This is a genomic window from Acetobacter lovaniensis, assembly GCF_014207635.1.
In the GTDB taxonomy this organism is placed as follows: domain Bacteria; phylum Pseudomonadota; class Alphaproteobacteria; order Acetobacterales; family Acetobacteraceae; genus Acetobacter; species Acetobacter lovaniensis.
Genome location: NZ_JACHIE010000001.1, coordinates 292,666 through 309,162 on the forward strand (window position 1 = coordinate 292,666; position 16,497 = coordinate 309,162).

General features: G+C 59.4%; 14 protein-coding genes. 8 read left to right on the plus strand and 6 right to left on the minus strand.

Going from position 1 to position 16,497, the window contains the following annotated elements; genetic code table 11:
- The first annotated feature begins 48 nt into the window (after nucleotides 1–48).
- Nucleotides 49–462, plus strand: coding sequence for a hypothetical protein (locus tag HNR55_RS01360; RefSeq protein ID WP_166110298.1), 414 nt, complete (start codon nucleotides 49–51; stop codon nucleotides 460–462).
- Nucleotides 463–516: 54 nt separating this feature from the next.
- On the opposite strand, the gene HNR55_RS01365 is transcribed toward HNR55_RS01360, so the two are convergent.
- Entirely contained in the window at nucleotides 517–1,602 is a 1,086-nt protein-coding gene (locus HNR55_RS01365; protein ID WP_166110301.1) for a zinc-ribbon domain-containing protein, read from the minus strand.
- 266 nt (nucleotides 1,603–1,868) lie between these two features.
- Between HNR55_RS01365 and HNR55_RS01370 the strand changes: the two genes are divergently transcribed.
- The 3 genes from HNR55_RS01370 to HNR55_RS01380 are packed head-to-tail and all read left to right on the plus strand — an operon-like array spanning nucleotide 1,869 to nucleotide 4,101.
- Nucleotides 1,869–2,549, plus strand: coding sequence for a cell division ATP-binding protein FtsE (locus HNR55_RS01370; protein ID WP_166110304.1), 681 nt, complete (start codon nucleotides 1,869–1,871; stop codon nucleotides 2,547–2,549).
- The gene (locus HNR55_RS01375; RefSeq protein ID WP_166110307.1) at nucleotides 2,546–3,493 is read left to right on the plus strand and encodes a cell division protein FtsX; all 948 of its coding nucleotides are present in this window, start codon (nucleotides 2,546–2,548) and stop codon (nucleotides 3,491–3,493) included. Before HNR55_RS01370 ends, HNR55_RS01375 begins: the two co-directional genes overlap by 4 nt.
- Complete coding sequence (locus HNR55_RS01380; protein ID WP_166110310.1) at nucleotides 3,493–4,101, plus strand: YdcF family protein; 609 nt, start codon at nucleotides 3,493–3,495, stop codon at nucleotides 4,099–4,101. The genes HNR55_RS01375 and HNR55_RS01380 overlap by 1 nt, the downstream gene beginning before the upstream one ends.
- Before the next feature lie 265 nt (nucleotides 4,102–4,366).
- Here the strand turns inward: HNR55_RS01380 and HNR55_RS16855 are convergent, their stop codons facing one another.
- The 3 genes from HNR55_RS16855 to fghA all read right to left on the minus strand — a co-directional run bounded on the left by HNR55_RS16855 (nucleotide 4,367) and on the right by fghA (nucleotide 9,343).
- Entirely contained in the window at nucleotides 4,367–7,633 is a 3,267-nt protein-coding gene (locus HNR55_RS16855) for an autotransporter outer membrane beta-barrel domain-containing protein (protein ID WP_166110313.1), read from the minus strand.
- Between the two features lie 441 nt (nucleotides 7,634–8,074).
- Nucleotides 8,075–8,362: a hypothetical protein gene (locus tag HNR55_RS01390; RefSeq protein WP_166110316.1), complete on the minus strand. Its 288-nt coding sequence runs from the start codon at nucleotides 8,360–8,362 to the stop codon at nucleotides 8,075–8,077.
- Nucleotides 8,363–8,482: 120 nt separating this feature from the next.
- A complete protein-coding gene (gene fghA, locus HNR55_RS01395) occupies nucleotides 8,483–9,343 on the minus strand; it encodes an S-formylglutathione hydrolase (protein WP_373318131.1) in 861 nt (286 codons plus the stop codon).
- 156 nt (nucleotides 9,344–9,499) lie between these two features.
- Between fghA and HNR55_RS01400 the strand changes: the two genes are divergently transcribed.
- From HNR55_RS01400 to HNR55_RS01410, 3 genes are all read left to right on the plus strand, one after another.
- The gene (locus HNR55_RS01400) at nucleotides 9,500–10,375 is read left to right on the plus strand and encodes a bestrophin family protein (RefSeq protein ID WP_166110322.1); all 876 of its coding nucleotides are present in this window, start codon (nucleotides 9,500–9,502) and stop codon (nucleotides 10,373–10,375) included.
- Between the two features lie 66 nt (nucleotides 10,376–10,441).
- On the plus strand, nucleotides 10,442–11,032 hold the full coding sequence (locus HNR55_RS01405; RefSeq protein ID WP_086647188.1) for a CarD family transcriptional regulator: 591 nt from the start codon (nucleotides 10,442–10,444) through the stop codon (nucleotides 11,030–11,032).
- A 139-nt stretch (nucleotides 11,033–11,171) separates the two neighbouring features.
- The gene (locus tag HNR55_RS01410) at nucleotides 11,172–12,770 is read left to right on the plus strand and encodes a tetratricopeptide repeat protein (protein ID WP_166110325.1); all 1,599 of its coding nucleotides are present in this window, start codon (nucleotides 11,172–11,174) and stop codon (nucleotides 12,768–12,770) included.
- Nucleotides 12,771–12,840: 70 nt separating this feature from the next.
- On the opposite strand, the gene HNR55_RS01415 is transcribed toward HNR55_RS01410, so the two are convergent.
- The gene (locus HNR55_RS01415) at nucleotides 12,841–14,310 is read right to left on the minus strand and encodes a penicillin-binding protein activator (protein WP_166111231.1); all 1,470 of its coding nucleotides are present in this window, start codon (nucleotides 14,308–14,310) and stop codon (nucleotides 12,841–12,843) included.
- Here HNR55_RS01415 and rsmI point away from each other — a divergent pair.
- Entirely contained in the window at nucleotides 14,298–15,263 is a 966-nt protein-coding gene (gene rsmI, locus HNR55_RS01420) for a 16S rRNA (cytidine(1402)-2'-O)-methyltransferase (RefSeq protein ID WP_166110328.1), read from the plus strand. The genes HNR55_RS01415 and rsmI overlap by 13 nt on opposite strands.
- 42 nt (nucleotides 15,264–15,305) lie before the next feature.
- Here rsmI and HNR55_RS01425 read toward each other — a convergent pair whose 3' ends face one another.
- A complete protein-coding gene (locus HNR55_RS01425; RefSeq protein WP_086647185.1) occupies nucleotides 15,306–16,484 on the minus strand; it encodes a BaiN/RdsA family NAD(P)/FAD-dependent oxidoreductase in 1,179 nt (392 codons plus the stop codon).
- Between the last annotated feature and the right edge of the window lie 13 nt (nucleotides 16,485–16,497).

The window sequence follows — 16,497 nt, forward strand, 5'->3', positions numbered from 1 at the left end:
AGATTGACTGACATTTCCGCCTAGGATGACCTGAAGGAACACTGGTCCATGGACACGCGCACACCTATACCCGCTTCCCAGCAGCCTCTTGCCATGTCCTCCCGCCAGAACACATCGGCCTCCGCCGGGCTGCGGGTGCTGCGTACGGCCATTGGAGCCGCCTGTTATTTCGTTTTCTACTTTGTGCAGCAGATGGCCGAACTGTTTGCCCCTCTTCTGCTCATTGCAGGGGCCGCATGGGCGGCACTGCCAGCGCTGGTCAAAACCCTGACCCGCACCACCGCATCAGCCGACCCGCAGGCGCATGACGCCATTGCCAGCGTTGCCAACGCCATTCCCGAACAGATTGTGCTTGCCGGGCACGAACTGACCGCAAGCGGACTGATCTGCGATGGTCTGGGGCTTATGGCCGTGGCCGCCGCAGGCGCCACGCTGGCCATGCTGGTCGGCCGCAAGCTTTAAGCCTCTTTTTAGCAGCCACCTGCCCCGCACGGCCTGCGGGGTATAAAATGGGTATTAGCCCGGCTGGTGGAGCCGGGCTGCGGCAGGCCATGCGTCCACAATCGCCGCCCACCAGTGCCAGACACCCAGCACAACCAGTGCAGCCAGCACAAAGCTGACAACCCAGGCCCTGCGCCAGAACAGCTCGCTTTGCAGCAGGGCGCGCATATCCGTACCGGCGACCCGTTTGGACAAGCTGGCCACAGCCTCGCGCACCATCTGCAAGGCCGAGCCTGTGCCAAGCTTGTAGGCCGGACGCGCAATATGGGCCGCTAGCGGTGCACTCTCTGTTCTGTCTGTTTCCGCACGGGCTGGCAACCGGCCCGGCGTCTGAACCGCGCCTGACGAGGTGGGGACGGGTGTTACAGCACTCTCCACCACGGGGGCTATCGGCGCAAGGCCTGCTGACGTGGAGACTGTCTGGACGGGAAGAGCTACCTGCGGCACAGCAGGTGGCACCGGAGCCACAACCGGCGTTACCGGTACGGCAACAACCGGAACCACAGGCTCTGGCTCTGGCTCTGGCTCTGGCTCTGGCTCTGGCTCTGGCTCTGGCTCTGGCTCTGGCTCTGGCTCTGGCTCTGGCTCTGGCTGGCTTTCGGGCTGAATGGGGGAGGATGCAAGAGGAATATCCACCTGTGGAGCAGATGGAGCAGGAACAGCCATGCCTGTGTCGGCATGATCCCCCTCCCCGGCCGTCTCGGCCTCCAGAGAGGCTGGTGCGGCAGAAGGTGCTACCGGCTCCTGCGGTTCGGCCTGCGTGTCTTCTGCTGCCGCTGGGGTGGGTGCAGCCTGTTCTGCCTTGTTCCCCACCTGCTCCGGGGCGAGTTCCGGCCTGTCCGCAACACTTTGCACCGGCAGCGGCGGAACCTGAGGCTCTGCTGGCACGTCCTCAACGGGTGGGGCCGTGACTGCGGGAGAAGGAGCAGCAACGGGGCTTGGCGCGGGAGTAATCGTGCCTGCGGGTGCGTCTTCTGGTGCATCAGGCGGGGTCAGCCGCCACTTCACCCCGCAAGCTGAACATTTGACCGTATGCCTTTTAGCCAGAAGAGCTTCGGGAACCTGATAGGCCGCACCGCAGGAAGGACAGACAATCTTCATGAACACTCTCTTAGCAGGGCCTCTCCCTGTTGCCCCGAACCGGCTGGAACGGCAGGCTGGGCATCAGGACGGAAGATAGACGTAACCCCCTTCCTATCACAGGAAAAGGCAATCCGTGCCAGCCCCCGATCCTAAAGGCACGGAACACCTTTTTCAATTCAGCACTGAAGGACGCTTCTCAATCGACAGTGCATGGAACTATCCGCTACAGTTGCAGAATGAGTGAACTGCCTTATTTTTATGCTTTTTTGCCCGGAAAACGGTAAATGATTCGTCTGGACAATGTATCCTGGCGCCGGGGCAAAAAGGAGAGCGGGCCTGTTCTGGCCCACCTGTCCTTTGCCGTGCCGCAGGGCGGATTCCGCTGGCTGCTTGGGCCTTCCGGGGCGGGCAAGAGCAGCCTGCTCAGCCTGCTGCATCTTGAAAACCTGCCCACCGACGGGCAGATGACCATTCTGGGCAAAACCGTTGCACAGGACGAAAAACGTGCAGCCCTTGTACGCCTGCGCCACAGAATCGGCATGGTGCATCAGGACTACCAGCTCATGCCCGACCTGTCCGTGGCCGATAACGTGGCCCTGCCCCTGCGCCTGCAAAACCGCCCCGAGGACGAAATTCAGGACGAGGTTCACGCCATTCTCAAATGGGTGGGGCTGGGCGAGCGCGTGGATGTCCCCGCCACCCGGCTTTCGGGCGGGGAGCAGCAGCGCACCGCCATTGCGCGCGCCATTATCCACCGACCGGGCCTTGTTCTAGCGGACGAGCCGACAAACGCGCTGGAGGAAAGTCAGGCCTGCCGCCTGCTTGACATGTTTGCCGAACTCAGTGCCATGGGCACCACCGTTATTGTGGCGACCCACAACGAATCTCTGGTGCGCAGGCTTGAGCGGCCTTTTCTGTTTCTTGAACGGGGGCGGCTGGTGGAAGAGGGAGATGCACAGGCATGACACGGCCTTTTTCCGGCCGTAAGGATGGCCTCTCCCTTTCCGAAGCCCTGCCGGATCGCAGCCTGTTCGCGCTGGTGGCCATGATGGGCTTTCTGGCAGCACTCACCCTGGCCGGGGCCAGTGGTGCGCGGGCACTTTCCGCCCGCTGGTCGGGGGGGGCAGCCCAGTTGCTCACCATTCAGGTGCCAGATGCAAATGCTCCGCTGGCCGCACAAGGTGGCGGCAGTGCCACCACAACCCGTGTGCAGGCCGTTCTGGCAGACCTTGCCAGCCTGCCAGATGGCACGGAAGTACACCAGTTGACCCCTCCCGAACTGGCTCGCCTGCTGGAACCATGGCTGGGAGAAACCGATAGTTCCGCTCTGCCGCTACCTGCAATTATCCGCGTTAAACTCCCACCAGACGCCAGTGTGCCTGCCACACTGGAGCAGGCACTGAGCACCCATGTTCCCGGCACCATCATGGAGCATAACGCCCGCTGGGGCGAACGCCTGCGGGCACTGGCCAACAGCCTGCTGGCCTGCGCGGGGCTGGCCCTGCTGAGTGTGGGCGGCATTGCCACCATGATAACCGGCCTTGCCACGCGCACCGGCCTTGCCTCGCGCAAGGATATCATCAAAACCCTGCATGGGCTTGGAGCCTCGGACAGTTATATTGCCGGTCGCTTTGCATGGCGGACCGCAACCCTTGGTTTTGGTGGCGGGCTGAGCGGAACCCTTATGGCCTGCCTGCCCCTGCTGCTGCTCCTGCAAATGGCTGCCCCCTTCGCCAGCGTTCCACTGACTACCCCCGAACGGCTCCTGCCCCAGAACTGGCAGGCACTGGCAAACACCATCCCGTCTGACATGTTGTGCGCGCTGGCACTTCTCCCCTTTGTCGCGGCATTCATCTGCTGGTTTACAACTCAGGTCATGGTGCGCCTGTGGCTGCTCCGCCTCCCATAATGCGCAACACCATACCCCTGCCCCGCCTGAGCCGGCGGTTCCTGCCCCTGCTGCGAAAAACCTGCCTGCTGGTGGCCGGATGCTGGCTGGCCGGGTTTGTCTGGTTTGTCCATGATGCACGCCAGCCCCCCGCCCCCACCATGCATGCCGATGGTATTGTGGCGCTGACCGGGGGCACAGGGCGGGTGGAAGCATCCCTCCACCTGCTTGCCAGCAACCCCGATGCGCGCCTGCTTATTTCCGGCGTGGACTTACAGACATCGGTGCGCGCAGTACTGCCCGCCTCCATCCCACCGGATATGGCCGCCCGCATTACACTGGGCTATCAGGCGCGTTCGACCATTGGCAACGCAACAGAAACGGCCGCATGGGTTGCGGATCACCACATCAACAGCCTGATTATTGTTACCGCAGGCTACCATATGCGCCGCGCCATGCTTGAACTCGGCCGTACATTGCCCGATGTCACCCTGACACCTTACCCCGTCATGCCCCCTGCCATGGACCACCCGTGGCGGGTCTCCACCCTGCGCCTGATGGGCATGGAATACATGAAATGGCTTGGCGCGCTGGCGGGCATGAAGCATAACCCGTCCCTTCAGGTCTGAAAAATGCGGCCCTGTCAGCACTTGATCCAGTCAACTGCCGCGGGCGATGAAAATAACCGTGGGAGATGACATCGCGGTTTTTCCGTATCTGGCAGCAGCAGTGCGCCTCTCCTTGAGACGCGCCCCAAGACCTGCAACAGGATGGCGACCAACAGGTCCATCCGGGGCAGGCGAGCGGCGCGTCCTTTATCCGCTTCGGATCAACAGAACGAACGCTGGCACGAAAGAGACCCCTGTCCTCCATCGCGCCAGCAGCCTCCGACCCTCAGAACCGGAAACGCGCCTGTGCCCTTGCCCCGCTATCAACAGACTGGTTCCCGTACTGGCCTGTATAGGACAGGCCAACATCAATCCTGTCGGTCAGTTTTGCGGTCAGCCCTGCGTCAACCACCGCCGCGTTAACAGACAGCGGCACCCCCGCAATATCCATATCGCCATAACGGGCCTGCCTGAACATTTCATGCGCGGTTGGTGTGGACAGGCCAAAAGCATGCCGGTACGCGAGCGTTCCATGGGGAACCAGAGCAAGTTTCCCCACATGGAACAGGGAAGAGGCTTTGATACCGAAGGTTGAAAATGTCACCCCCGTATCCATTCCTCTGCCATGGAGTGCGGCAGCACCTCCCTGTTCGTTGTATCTGTTGGTCTGCTGATTGACATACGCCAGATTGCCAAAGGGTTCGACCATGCCGTGGCCGATATGGAACTTGTAACCCAGTTCGCCAAACGCCTGCGCCGTGCCACCAAGGTAGTCGCTGGACAGATGGTCCCCGAAACTCGCAACCGTGACGTTGCGGGTCATGCTCAGCATGTTCCATGTATAGGCAGCACCAAGCCGCAGATTGAGCCCGCCCCAGTGCGTACCCGCATATCCACCCACAGTCACATTGTTGCTATGGCCCGATGACCCACGGTCACCCCCCACATCAAACATGGAACGACCATAGCCAAACAGCCCCCCTACACGCCATGTCTGCGCCACGAGCGTATCCATACCCATGATGAATCCGGCGGTGGAATGATTCATGTTCGCGGCATTGCCATTGCCGCTGTTATGACCAAGGCTGCCATATGCTTCCCCCCAGATCACGGGCTGGTCAGCCAGACACCCTCCCCCCCTGCGCCCGGTTTTCAAAGACGCCGTATGCAGGGTTGAGTCCGCAATGCTTCCGTCACAATCCGCCGTATCCAGCCTGTCCAGCGCGGACTGCCTGACAAAAAAACTGTCCTGAATAAGAGCCGTGCGGGCCGAGGCATGCACTTCTCCAGACAGGCTATCCAGCGCAGGCCGGACCTGAGCCGCCGTCAGGCCGTCGAGCGCCAGAGCCACGTCATGGCCTGCACTCAGCCCGTCCACCCCAACCCCGGCCATGAACTGATTGCGTGTTGTCGCCACCGCAGAATAGCTCAGCGCGTTGCGGGTCAACAGAACATCCACGGCATTGGTGGAATAAAGCAGTGCGGGAGAAAGAAAAACATACGGTGTGGTCAGGCCCGAAAACCGCCCGCTGATCCCGCTCCCGGCAGTCAGCAGGCGATACACCTGCCCCGGCGCCACCTTACCGGACAGAGAGGCGAAGGAAACATCCCCCCCTTCCAGATTGACGGAACCCGTAACCGACACCAGATCGCTGGCCATGCTGTTCAGGGGCGCGCTCTGGAGAGGCAGGGTGACAGTGCCTATGACCGTCCCTGCCCCGCCATCAGCAATATATTTCGCGCCATTTTCCACCGTAAGGTTCCCGTTGATGGTCAATGTGCCGATGCTCCCCCCCGCCACGGGAGAAATAATGGAACCTGAAGCAAGCGTAGTCGTGCCGATCGTGCCGTTCCCCTGAATGGTCCCGCCGCTTAGCGCGTCAACCGTGGCGTTGGGAATTGCGCCCGAAACATTCAGAACGCCATTCTGAACCGAGATGCTTCCCGTGTAGGCGCCATTACCAGACAGCAGAACGGATGCATCCGTGATGGACATCGCCCCATTCCCGTCCAGTGCGCCACTGAGGGCGGAAACTCCGCTTACAACATTGACCGTTCCGTTATTGTCCATGTCGGACTCTACGGAATTGTTGCCAGACATGGTGATGGTGCCTGCATTGGTCAGATCACCACCACCCGTGAGCGCCGTATTGGACAGATTAAGGGCCGCATTATTGATAATTGTTGAGCCAGAAAGCTGCACACCACCAGTTACGGTAGAAGTACCGTTATTGGTAAATGTTGTATTCTGAATAACGCTTCCCGTATTACTGGTGCAGCCCATACCTGTGGAACAGTCACCAATCGTCGTCTGGGCATTAGCGGCCGCCGTCAGTGTCGAGCCAGAAATACTGTTGCCATACAGGCCCATTGTTCCATAATTTTCTATGGTCATGCCTGAGGTTGTATTGTTCAGCAGTGTTGTGGTGTTTGATGAATCAGATGCAGAACCATTCGTGATCTTCGTTCCTGTGGCCGATGTCCCGGAAACGACCATCGTCGCGCCATTTGCATTGGTCAAATCTGAATTCTGTATCGTATTATTAACAACGCTCACGTTTGAATCGTTATTGTTCAGCGATGTTCCATCAATGTTATTATTGTTCAGTACCATATTGGCGGAACCGTTATTGACTACTATCGCATTGGACAGGATATTATTTTCAGCAGTCAGGGTTGCTCCCGTGTTGCCTATTGTTAGCCCTGTCGCCGTATTACCTGTCAGATACAGAATACCTCCGGTCTCGTTCGTCACAATCGCATTGTTGGCCGTGTTATCTTCCATAACCATATCGCCGCCATTACTATTGACTATTACGGCGCTATTAGCCAGATTGTTCAAGAAATTCATGCTGGATGCATCATTATTGACGGATGCACCTTCAGCACTATTCCCGATAAAATTCATGAAACTACCGGATTCATTACTTATATGCGCACTATTCGCTGAATTATTCAGAACATACATTCTGGATTCATCGTTGCGCAGCACCACCCCGTCTGCCGTATTTTCATCAAGATATATCACGCCAGCGTTTTCATTGGTAATGTGTACACCGGATACATAATTCTGATACAGAACCACATAGGAATTTTGCGCGGTGTTCTCGATTTCCAACGTCACTGAAGACGGGGTTATGTAATTGCCCGCCAGAAGGGAAACTTCCGGCGTGGATGATGGCGGGTTGATCGGCATGCTCAGCAACCCGTTCGCACCACTGGCGGACACGGTCTGGCCTACATAATTGTTGCCAACGGTATATGACGATTCAAGGAAAGCCAGACCTCCTGCCGGAATGAAAGCCGTATTTCCTGAAGGATCGGCTCTGACGTACCCATTATCCGACGATGGAAAACTCTGTTGGTTATAGAGGTAATTCGCACCCGTATTCGATGCATCTGGTGTTTTATTGCCATAAGCATCTGTCTGGGCCGATGCGGGCATGGCATATCCAACAATACCGAACGCACTTCCCAGCAACAATGTTCTGAACCCGTTCACAAAGGGCAAAGACAGTTGCGCAGTCGCTCTGGATAAAATCCAGGTTATCATATTAGTACTCTCGCTTTTCTGAAAAAATACGGAATACATACAATCTCAAAAATAATTAAATATTATATTAATTTACGAAAATACATGAAATCGCACTTCATTCAAATTAACGTAAAATACTGATTTTTATAAATACTTTATGTTTTGTTTATTTTTGACAAACACATTGTTCTTCCATTCCATTTCCGCCTGAATATCGGCGCCAAACATCCAAAAATCAGAGTTTTCACATGATGGACGCACATTTTTACAGGAACAGATTGGAGTTCTGTGTCCGGCTGTTCGGCTTTTATGCGACTGATGGTTGACTGAAAGACGCAGTTTGTGGCTGGGCCACACAATATAAGGTCAGTCTGTCACGCACGGTCCGTTTCGAGCATGTGCCCTGTTACCGCAGACGGCAGGACGAAGACGCTTTGCAGCCTTTGCGTTCAGGCGTGTCTACCGGGTTTCGTCCAGAACATAGGCTCCTGCGACAAGTCCCTCTACGATAATCAATTCCGTCTGAAATATCGTACGCTTCCAAACCGTATCGCTGAGGGGAATATCGTCTTTGGCCAGTCCGATCATGGCCTTCCAAGGTCTGTTCGAAGACAGTTCCGGAATACGATCAATCCCTTCAACCGCCTCTGCCTCTGCGGCTCCGCCTTCCTCACAATAGGCGCTCGCTCCTTCGGCTCTGCCTGGCGCGCAGCGCCAGCGACGGACCTGCAAACAGTAGCAGCGCACTCATCGACTGGCGTGCTCGCGCCACCAGAGACAAAAAAACGCAACGTCATTTCTCGCTGTCATCCATAGCGCGGCAGCGGCGGACCGGGCCATGCACCAATGGGGTCTAATGCAGGAAACTCACACTCCCAGAAGCCCTGCATGATGGCGCAGGTGGTCGGCCACAAAACTCTGCACAAACCAGTAGGAATGGTCATACCCTTCATGCTCGCGGCAGATCAGGGCCTGACCGGCCTTTTCCGCTGCGGCCACAAGGTGCTGGGGCTGGAGTTCGCGCTGCAGGAACTGGTCTGCCAGCCCCGTATCCACCAGAATGGGAGCGGGATGGGTATAACCATCTTCCAGCAGGCACACGGCATCATGCGCGCGCCAGTCAGCAGGGTCTGCCCCCAGATAGGTAGAGAACGCCTTTTTACCCCAAGGCACCACAGAAGGGTGCACAACAGGCGCAAAGGCGGAAATGGACTTCCAGAACAGGGGGGCCTGCAAACCATGCACCAGCGCACCATGCCCTCCCATGGAATGCCCCATGATCCCCCGCCTTGCGCCATCCAGCGGCAGGGCGGATTCCACCAGCAAAGGCAGTTCCTGCGCTATGTAACTGCCCATCCGGTAATGCTGCGCCCAGGGCTGCCGGGTTGCATCCAGATAAAACCCCGCACCTGTTCCCAGATCCCAGTCCGTATCCTCACCCTCTATGCCTGCGCCACGAGGCGAGGTATCCGGCGTGACCAGAGCAACACCCAGCCGGGCGGCTTCGGCCAGTGCGGTCGCCTTGATAAGAAAAGTCTCCTGCGTGCAGGTCAGCCCGGCCAGAGCGTACACAACCGGCACTTTACCGCCCTGTTCTGCCGCTGGTGGCAAAAACACGCCAAAGCGCGCGGGCAAGCCCAGCACGCTGGAAGAATGTTCATAAAACATGACGCGCCCGCCATGCGCCCGGTGTTCTTCCAGCAGTGTCAGCCCATTTGCTTCAGTCATATCCATGCCCCTTTTCATCTGGTCAGCCATTCATGCCCATGCTTACCATTGCCCAGCATGCACAAACCATCATCGCACTGGCAACCCCGCGTGGTATTGTGTGTTAAAATGACACCGGGCATTCCGCCCTGTGACACAGAAACCGGAGATTGTTGAATGATCGTTGACCAGAAGGTCGGCTTACGCATTATCACGCGGGAAATCCTTATGGTCATCCTGCTTATGGCTGCGTGGGATCTGGTTGTTGTCATTCTTTTTCAGATTTTCCATCAGGAATGGATGGAGCAGCCCAGCCTGCCGGTCTCCCTTATCGGTTCGGCGCTGGCGCTGTTCATGGGTTTTCGCTCCAACAACGCCTATGCGCGCTGGTGGGAGGGGCGCACATTGTGGGGCGCCATTACCAATAACTGCCGCTCCTTTGGCCGACAGGCGGGCACATTGCTGGGCGACCGGCCCGACCTGATGTACGCCATTGCCGCCTACCCCCACGCCCTGCGTATGGCGCTTGGCCCGGTTGATGCCAGCGCGGATGTGGAGCGCCTGCTGCCCCCCTCTATGCTCAAGGCCATTGAGCCATACCGCAATAAACCCAACGCCATTCTCTACCAGATTGGTCTGGGCGTCAGCGAGGAGGTCACGCGCAAGGGCATAGACGGGGCGGTCCATGGTCAGATTGACCGCATCCTGTCCGACATCGCCAATGCACAGGGCGGGCTGGAGCGTATTCGCAACACTCCCCTGCCCATACAGTTTTCGGTTCTGCCCCGTGCGCTGGTGAATATTTTCTGTATTGTTCTGCCCCTTTCCATGGTGCAGACGCTGGAATGGATTACCCCTCTTGGGTCTTCGCTTGTGGGGTGCCTGTTCCTTATTCTGGACAAAAGTGCAGACGACCTGCAAAACCCTTTTTCAGGCACTCCGCATGCGCTGCCCATGGCAACCATGGCCCGTAATATTGAAATTGATGTGGTCCAGCCCACGGGTGACCAGACCGCGCCCCCCCTACAGACACAAAATGGCGTCCAGCAATAAGAGCATTGCCGCCCCTATTCTTTATATTGCAGACAAACAGCGTATTTTATGCTACAGGTTCCAACCATGAACACGTTTAGAACACCTCCAAAAGGCGGCGTGACAGATGCAATGGCACGCACCGCTGCCGCCACCACTGCGGCCCAGGCCAAAACCAAGGTGAAAGACGAAGACCCTTTTCAGGAAGGGGATTCCATTGTCTATGCCGCTCACGGCGTCGGGCGTGTAGACCGGATCGGGATTGACGAAATTGCCGGGACCAAGCTGGAAGTGATCCAGATTTCCTTCCCCGGCAACCAGATGACCTTGCGCATCCCGCTTTCCAAGGCCCGCAAATCCGGCCTGCGCAAGATTGTCTCGCGCGAGATTGTGGACAAAGCCATGTCCATCATCAAAGGCAAGCCGCATGTCAGCAAAGGCATGTGGGCCCGCCGGGCCGTTGCGTATCAGGAAAAAATCAACTCCGGTGATCTGGTGCAGATTGCCGAAGTCCTGCGTGACCTGCGCCGCAACGTGGACAGTCTGGATGGCAGCTTTAGCGAACGCAAACTGTTCGAAGCCGCACAGGAGCGTTTTGTGGCGGAAGTTGCCGTGCTGGAAAAGAAAGAACCCAACGCGGTTCTGGAAGAACTGACCGCGGTCATGAAAGCCGCCTGAGCTTTTGGGCCAAAGCACGTTTTTCTTCTGGTCCAGTTTACCCTGACCCGGCATGGCGCACAGCCCTGCCGGGTTTTTTATACCCTGCCAGAAACCTGTGTTTTTACCGCCCGCCCCCTAAACCATGCGGAACACAACCATGCGCCCGCCCTCCACAACACCCGGCACGGAACTTACAACACTGCGCCACGCCATGCAGGCCATTCAGGCAGGCCAGTTCAGCCAGCCACGCGCCCTGCTGGCCCCCCTTGTAGCGCAACAGAACGAACAGGCCTTAATTCTGCACGCCTTCTGCCTGTGTGGGGAGGGAGACAGCGACGCGGCCGCCCGGATTCTGGCGACCATTGGCCTGCGCAACCCCAACAGCCAGCACCCCTTACAGGACCTGAGCGAGATCATGGCCGCTCTGGACCAGCGTCCTGCCGCCATTGCCGTCTGCCGTGCGGCAATCCGTCTTGCCCCGGCAGACACACGCATACACACGGCTCTGGGCGACCTGCTGGTCCAGACAGGCCAGTTCGAGGCCGCCATAACCACGCTAACAGAAGCAACCACCACGCACCCGCAGGACATGCTTGCCCATAACCTGCTCTCCATGGCGTATACCGAAAGCGGGGCGCTGGACACCGCCCTGCAATGCCTCACGGCATGCCTGCCCCATACCCCCAACGATGTGCCCACTCTGGCCAATATTGCCTCCGTTCTGGCGGCACAGGGGCATATGGAGCAGTCTTTTGGCTATTTTGCCCAAGCGCTGGCCCTGCGCCCGCAGGATGCCCGGATCAGGGTCAACCACTCCGTTGCCTTGCTCAAGGCTGGCCAGTACGCTCAGGGCTGGCGCGAGCATGAATGGCGCTTCCAGCTCCCCGGGCATACCAGCCTGCCCATGGAACGCCTTTTGCCAACCCTTGGCCCCGACACCGACCTGAACGGCCAGCGTATCCTGATCACGCATGAAGAAGGGCTGGGGGATACGCTCATGTTTATGCGCTATGTTCGCCCACTGGCCGAGCGTGGCGCCATAACCCACCTGTGGGTGCCAGAAGCACTGGCAGACCTGTGCCGCAATATGGCCGGGGTACACACGGTGCAGGTTGGCGGCACCACCCCGGACTATGACTGGCATTGCCCTTTTATCAGCCTGCCACGGGTTTTTGCCGCAACATCACAGCCATGGGGTGCGCCCGTACCGTATATCCGGGCCAACAGCCACAAGGTTGCAGTACTGGCCCCGCTTTTGCCCATGAATGGCAAACTGAATGTCGGGCTGGTCTGGGGAGGTGCTCCACGCCCGACCTCCCACTTTGCCCATATGATTGACCGCAGGCGCTCCATGAGCCTGCACACCCTCGCCCCATTAGGGGCCATACCGGGCATTAACCTGATCAGCCTGCAAAAAGGCCCTTACGCTGAACAGATAATGGACCCGCCAGAAGGCATGGCGCTCTACGACCCGACAGACAACCTGCACACTCTGGATGACACGGCGGCCCTGATCATGGGGCTGGACGTGGTGGTAACGGTCGATACCTCGGTTGTTCATCTGGCGGGGGCGCTGGGTAAACCCGTCCTGCTGATGGATCGCTACGATAACTGCTGGCGCTGGCTGCATGGGCGGGAGGATACCCCATGGTACCCAACCCTGCGCATTATCCGCCAGACCACACCCCGCCAGTGGGATAATGTTATGATACGCGTTGCACAGGCACTGGCAGATATGGCCGCACAGCGGCGCTGAACCAGCCTGCAAAAAAGGCGGCCCGCGCTATGCCGGGCCGCCTTTTTTCGCCTGTTCTGGCTGGAACGGTCTAGCCAGACGTTCCGGCCCGTGCCTGCACCGGGGTTGAGACCATACGGGCGTCGCTCCCGTTCCCAATAACCTCAAACACTCCAAGAGCGCGGCGTACGCGCCCATCTGGCAACAGGATAAAGGTGCCATCCACCCCGGCAAAACCACCCGGGCGTGTCAGGGATTCAGCAGGGTAGCCGGGCACACCGCTGCGGGCCACGGTCAGGGCTGCGGTTGCCGCATCATACGACATATCAGCCAGTGGCTTGGGCATGTGGTGATTACGCGCTATGAAGCGCGTGACAAAAGCCTGACGGGACGTGGGGTCAGGTGCCGCATACCACGCCCCCTTGATCGCCCCGAGCTTGGAGGCAAAAGATGCCCACAACCCCGGCCCCATAATGCGGACATCAGGCGCATTGACCTGCGTGACAACCAGTGCATCCAGCACGTTTTTCAGCCCCAGCCCAATATCGGCCAGCAACAGGGCGTCAAACGGCGGAGCGCCCAGTGTAATCTGCGGGGCCGCCGGGGCTACCGGGGACGCAGCACCATTCGATGCCTGCCCCGGCTGGGCAACGGGAGCCGGTGGCTGGTTGGGGTCCTGCCCAAGGGCAGCCGCCAGACTGGCGGGCAACTGCGCAACCTTTGGCAGTTCGGTCAGCCCGGTCACTTCACTGGGATTGCCACTCGTTGTGGTCGCGCCGGGCACGGGGGTTGCAGGCATGGCCTGCTTGACCGCGGCAACGCGTGCATCGTAGCTGGATAGCTGGCGCAGTGTCTGGGTGATGCTGTCCGCCGTGCCGTTATGGTAGGCTATGGCAGGTGCAGCCAGACCCTGATCACGGCAGGCGCTGACCAGACCATTCCCCATGGCGTGGCCCAGAGCGTTATCGGGCAGCAATGCGGCAAAATGCTGCCGTCCGTCCCGCTTGGCCTGCGCAACAAGCTGCTGCACCTGTTCCTCGGGGGTAATGCCCATCACCCACACACCGGGCCGCCCCTGCGTAATGTCGCTGGTAAAGGCCAGTACGGGAATACCTGCCGCCTGTGCCGCCGGGGCCGCTATTGCGGTGTCTCCACTGGTCAGCGGGCCGAGCAGAATACCATCCCCGGCCTGCAAGGCGGCAGACGTGGCCGAAGCTGCCCCCCCTATTGCTGCCGTGTCATGCACATCCATCTGCATATCCGGGGGCAGTCCTCCGCCCCCAAGGGCGAGTTGCACCCCGGCGAGCAGTTCGTGCCCAAGGGCTGCATTCGTGCCACTCAGCGGCAGCAGCACCCCCACCCTGTGGCTGGTAGCCTGCGTAACCGGCGCTGTAACAGCCCCCCTACCTGCCCCTGTCCCCGATGACCCGGACTGGTCGGCGCATCCGGCAAGGATCAGCCCGGTTACGCCAAGGGCAGCCACTCCGGTCTTGCACAATGCCCGGTTTGCCGCCAGACCTTGACGGGAAAGCCCTGACAGGAGCGAGTATGCACGCGTCATCATCCAGATCATCCTCTACCAATACCCCGTCCGAGGCACCGTCTTCCAATGGGATCGAACCTTTGCATACCGAAGGACATGCGCCAAGTCATGCGCGTTTTTCAGGTGGGCTTGTGCTGGTTGCGACCCCTATTGGCAATCTGGGGGATTTCAGCCCCAGAGGGGCGGAGGCACTGGCCCGGGCCGATCTGGTTTTGTGTGAAGATACCCGCATGACAGCCCGCCTGCTGGCGGATCGGGGGATTTCTGTCCGGACAGAAGCCCTGCATGAACATAATGAACGCCAGCGCGTACCCAACCTGATCCGGCGCTTAAGCGAAGGGGCACAGATTGCCCTTGTATCCGACGCAGGCATGCCCCTGCTCTCGGACCCCGGATTCAGGCTGACGCGCGCCGCCATTGATGCCGATATTCCCGTAACCGTTGTCCCCGGCCCCAACGCGGCGCTGACGGCCCTTGTCCTGTCCGGCCTGCCGCCCCACCCGTATATGTTTGTGGGCTTTCCGCCCCCCCGCTCCGCCGCGCGGAAAGAAACATTCGCCCGGCTGCACGCAGCCGAACGCGCAGGGCTGAGTGCCACGCTGATCTGGCATGAAGCACCCCACCGTCTGGCGGAAACACTGGCAGACATGGCCAGTGTATTCGGCCCCGACCGCCCCTGTGCCGTAGCGCGGGAGCTGACCAAACGGTTTGAGGAGGTCAAACGCGGCACGGCAGAAGAACTGGCCACATTTTATGCCCAGACCCCACCACGGGGCGAAATTACCGTACTGCTCGGCCCGGCCCCGGACGTTGAAACGTCCGCAGATGATCTGGACACCACATTGCGCGCCCTGCTGGGTACGCATTCGGTCAAGGATGCCGCCGCACTGGCAGCCGCAGCCGCGGGCCTGCCCAAACGCACGGTCTATGCGCGCGCGCTGGAACTGGCGGCAGAAGCAAAAGAAGCATAAAAAACACCCCGGCTCCCTTGCTGGCCGGGGTGCCGCGGCAGGCTAGAGCGCGCCCGCAACCTCGCCTGCGGCGTGGCCGCTGGCCCATGCCCAATGGAAGTTGTAGCCCCCCAGCCAGCCTGTTACGTCCACGGCTTCGCCCACCACATACAGCCCCGGCACGGATTGCGCCTCCATGGTGCGAGAAGACAGGGCTTTGGTATCCACCCCTCCGCGCGTGACTTCGGCCTTGGCAAAGCCTTCCGTCCCCTGCGGTTTAAGCTCCATGCTATGGACCCGCTGCGCCATAAGCCGGATATCCCGGTCGGCCCATTCCGCCAGTGTACGCTCGGGCGCGCCCAGTTCCACCATGGCGTGGGCCAGACGTTGCGGCAGCCAGCGTGCCAGTGCCCCGGCACCCCTGGCTTTGGAGCCTTCCTTTTTCAGCTTCATGAGCAGGGCGGCAATATCCTGCCCCGGCAGAAAGTCCACAAACAGGGGCTGCCCCGCCGACCAGTAGGAGGAAATCTGCAACAAGGCCGGGCCAGACATGCCCCGATGCGTGAACAGCAGGGCTTCCTCAAACGTGGTTTTGCCACATGTAACCCGCACGGGAAGCGAAAGCCCGGCCAGTGAGCGCACCCATTCCTCGCTCTCCCCACCAAAGGTCAGCGGAACAAGAGCAGGTTCGGGCTGAATGACTGCAAGACCAAACTGCCGCGCCATTTCATACGCAAAGCGGCTGGCCCCCAGTTTGGGAATGGACAGCCCACCCGTTGCCAGCACCACGGAACGGGCGGTCATATCCCCCCGGGAGGTCTGGACCCGGAAGACATCGGATTTGCTGACATCATAAACCCGCACATCGGTCAGGATCCGCACACGGGCTGCGGCACACTCGTTAAGGAGCATCTGCACAATATCATGTGCGGAATTATCGCAAAAAAGCTGGCCGAGTTTTTTCTCGTGCCAGGCAATACGGTGTTTGGCCAGCAGGTCCAGAAAATGGCTGGGCTGATACCGGCTGATGGCCGATTTTACAAAATGCGGGTTGGCGGACAAAAACCGGTCGGCCCGCATGGTCTGGTTGGTAAAGTTACACCGCCCACCACCAGAAATAAGGATTTTCCGCCCCACTTCCGGCCCATGCTCCAGCACGGCTACGCTGCGGCCATGCTGGCCCGCCGTCAGGGCGGCCATTAACCCGGCCGCTCCTCCACCGATGACAAGAACATCAAACATCGGCGTTACGTTT

Excerpts from the sequence above, each read along its gene's own strand:
- HNR55_RS01360 (WP_166110298.1), top strand. The coding sequence starts at position 49 with ATGGACACGCGCACACCTATACCCGCTTCCCAGCAGCCTCTTGCCATG.
- HNR55_RS01365 (WP_166110301.1), bottom strand. The coding sequence starts at position 1,602 with ATGAAGATTGTCTGTCCTTCCTGCGGTGCGGCCTATCAGGTTCCCGAA.
- HNR55_RS01370 (WP_166110304.1), top strand. The coding sequence starts at position 1,869 with ATGATTCGTCTGGACAATGTATCCTGGCGCCGGGGCAAAAAGGAGAGC.
- HNR55_RS01375 (WP_166110307.1), top strand. The coding sequence starts at position 2,546 with ATGACACGGCCTTTTTCCGGCCGTAAGGATGGCCTCTCCCTTTCCGAA.
- HNR55_RS01380 (WP_166110310.1), top strand. The coding sequence starts at position 3,493 with ATGCGCAACACCATACCCCTGCCCCGCCTGAGCCGGCGGTTCCTGCCC.
- HNR55_RS16855 (WP_166110313.1), bottom strand. The coding sequence starts at position 7,633 with ATGATAACCTGGATTTTATCCAGAGCGACTGCGCAACTGTCTTTGCCC.
- fghA (WP_373318131.1), bottom strand. The coding sequence starts at position 9,343 with ATGACTGAAGCAAATGGGCTGACACTGCTGGAAGAACACCGGGCGCAT.
- HNR55_RS01400 (WP_166110322.1), top strand. The coding sequence starts at position 9,500 with ATGATCGTTGACCAGAAGGTCGGCTTACGCATTATCACGCGGGAAATC.
- HNR55_RS01405 (WP_086647188.1), top strand. The coding sequence starts at position 10,442 with ATGAACACGTTTAGAACACCTCCAAAAGGCGGCGTGACAGATGCAATG.
- HNR55_RS01410 (WP_166110325.1), top strand. The coding sequence starts at position 11,172 with ATGCGCCCGCCCTCCACAACACCCGGCACGGAACTTACAACACTGCGC.
- rsmI (WP_166110328.1), top strand. The coding sequence starts at position 14,298 with ATGCACGCGTCATCATCCAGATCATCCTCTACCAATACCCCGTCCGAG.
- HNR55_RS01415 (WP_166111231.1), bottom strand. The coding sequence starts at position 14,310 with ATGACGCGTGCATACTCGCTCCTGTCAGGGCTTTCCCGTCAAGGTCTG.
- HNR55_RS01425 (WP_086647185.1), bottom strand. The coding sequence starts at position 16,484 with ATGTTTGATGTTCTTGTCATCGGTGGAGGAGCGGCCGGGTTAATGGCC.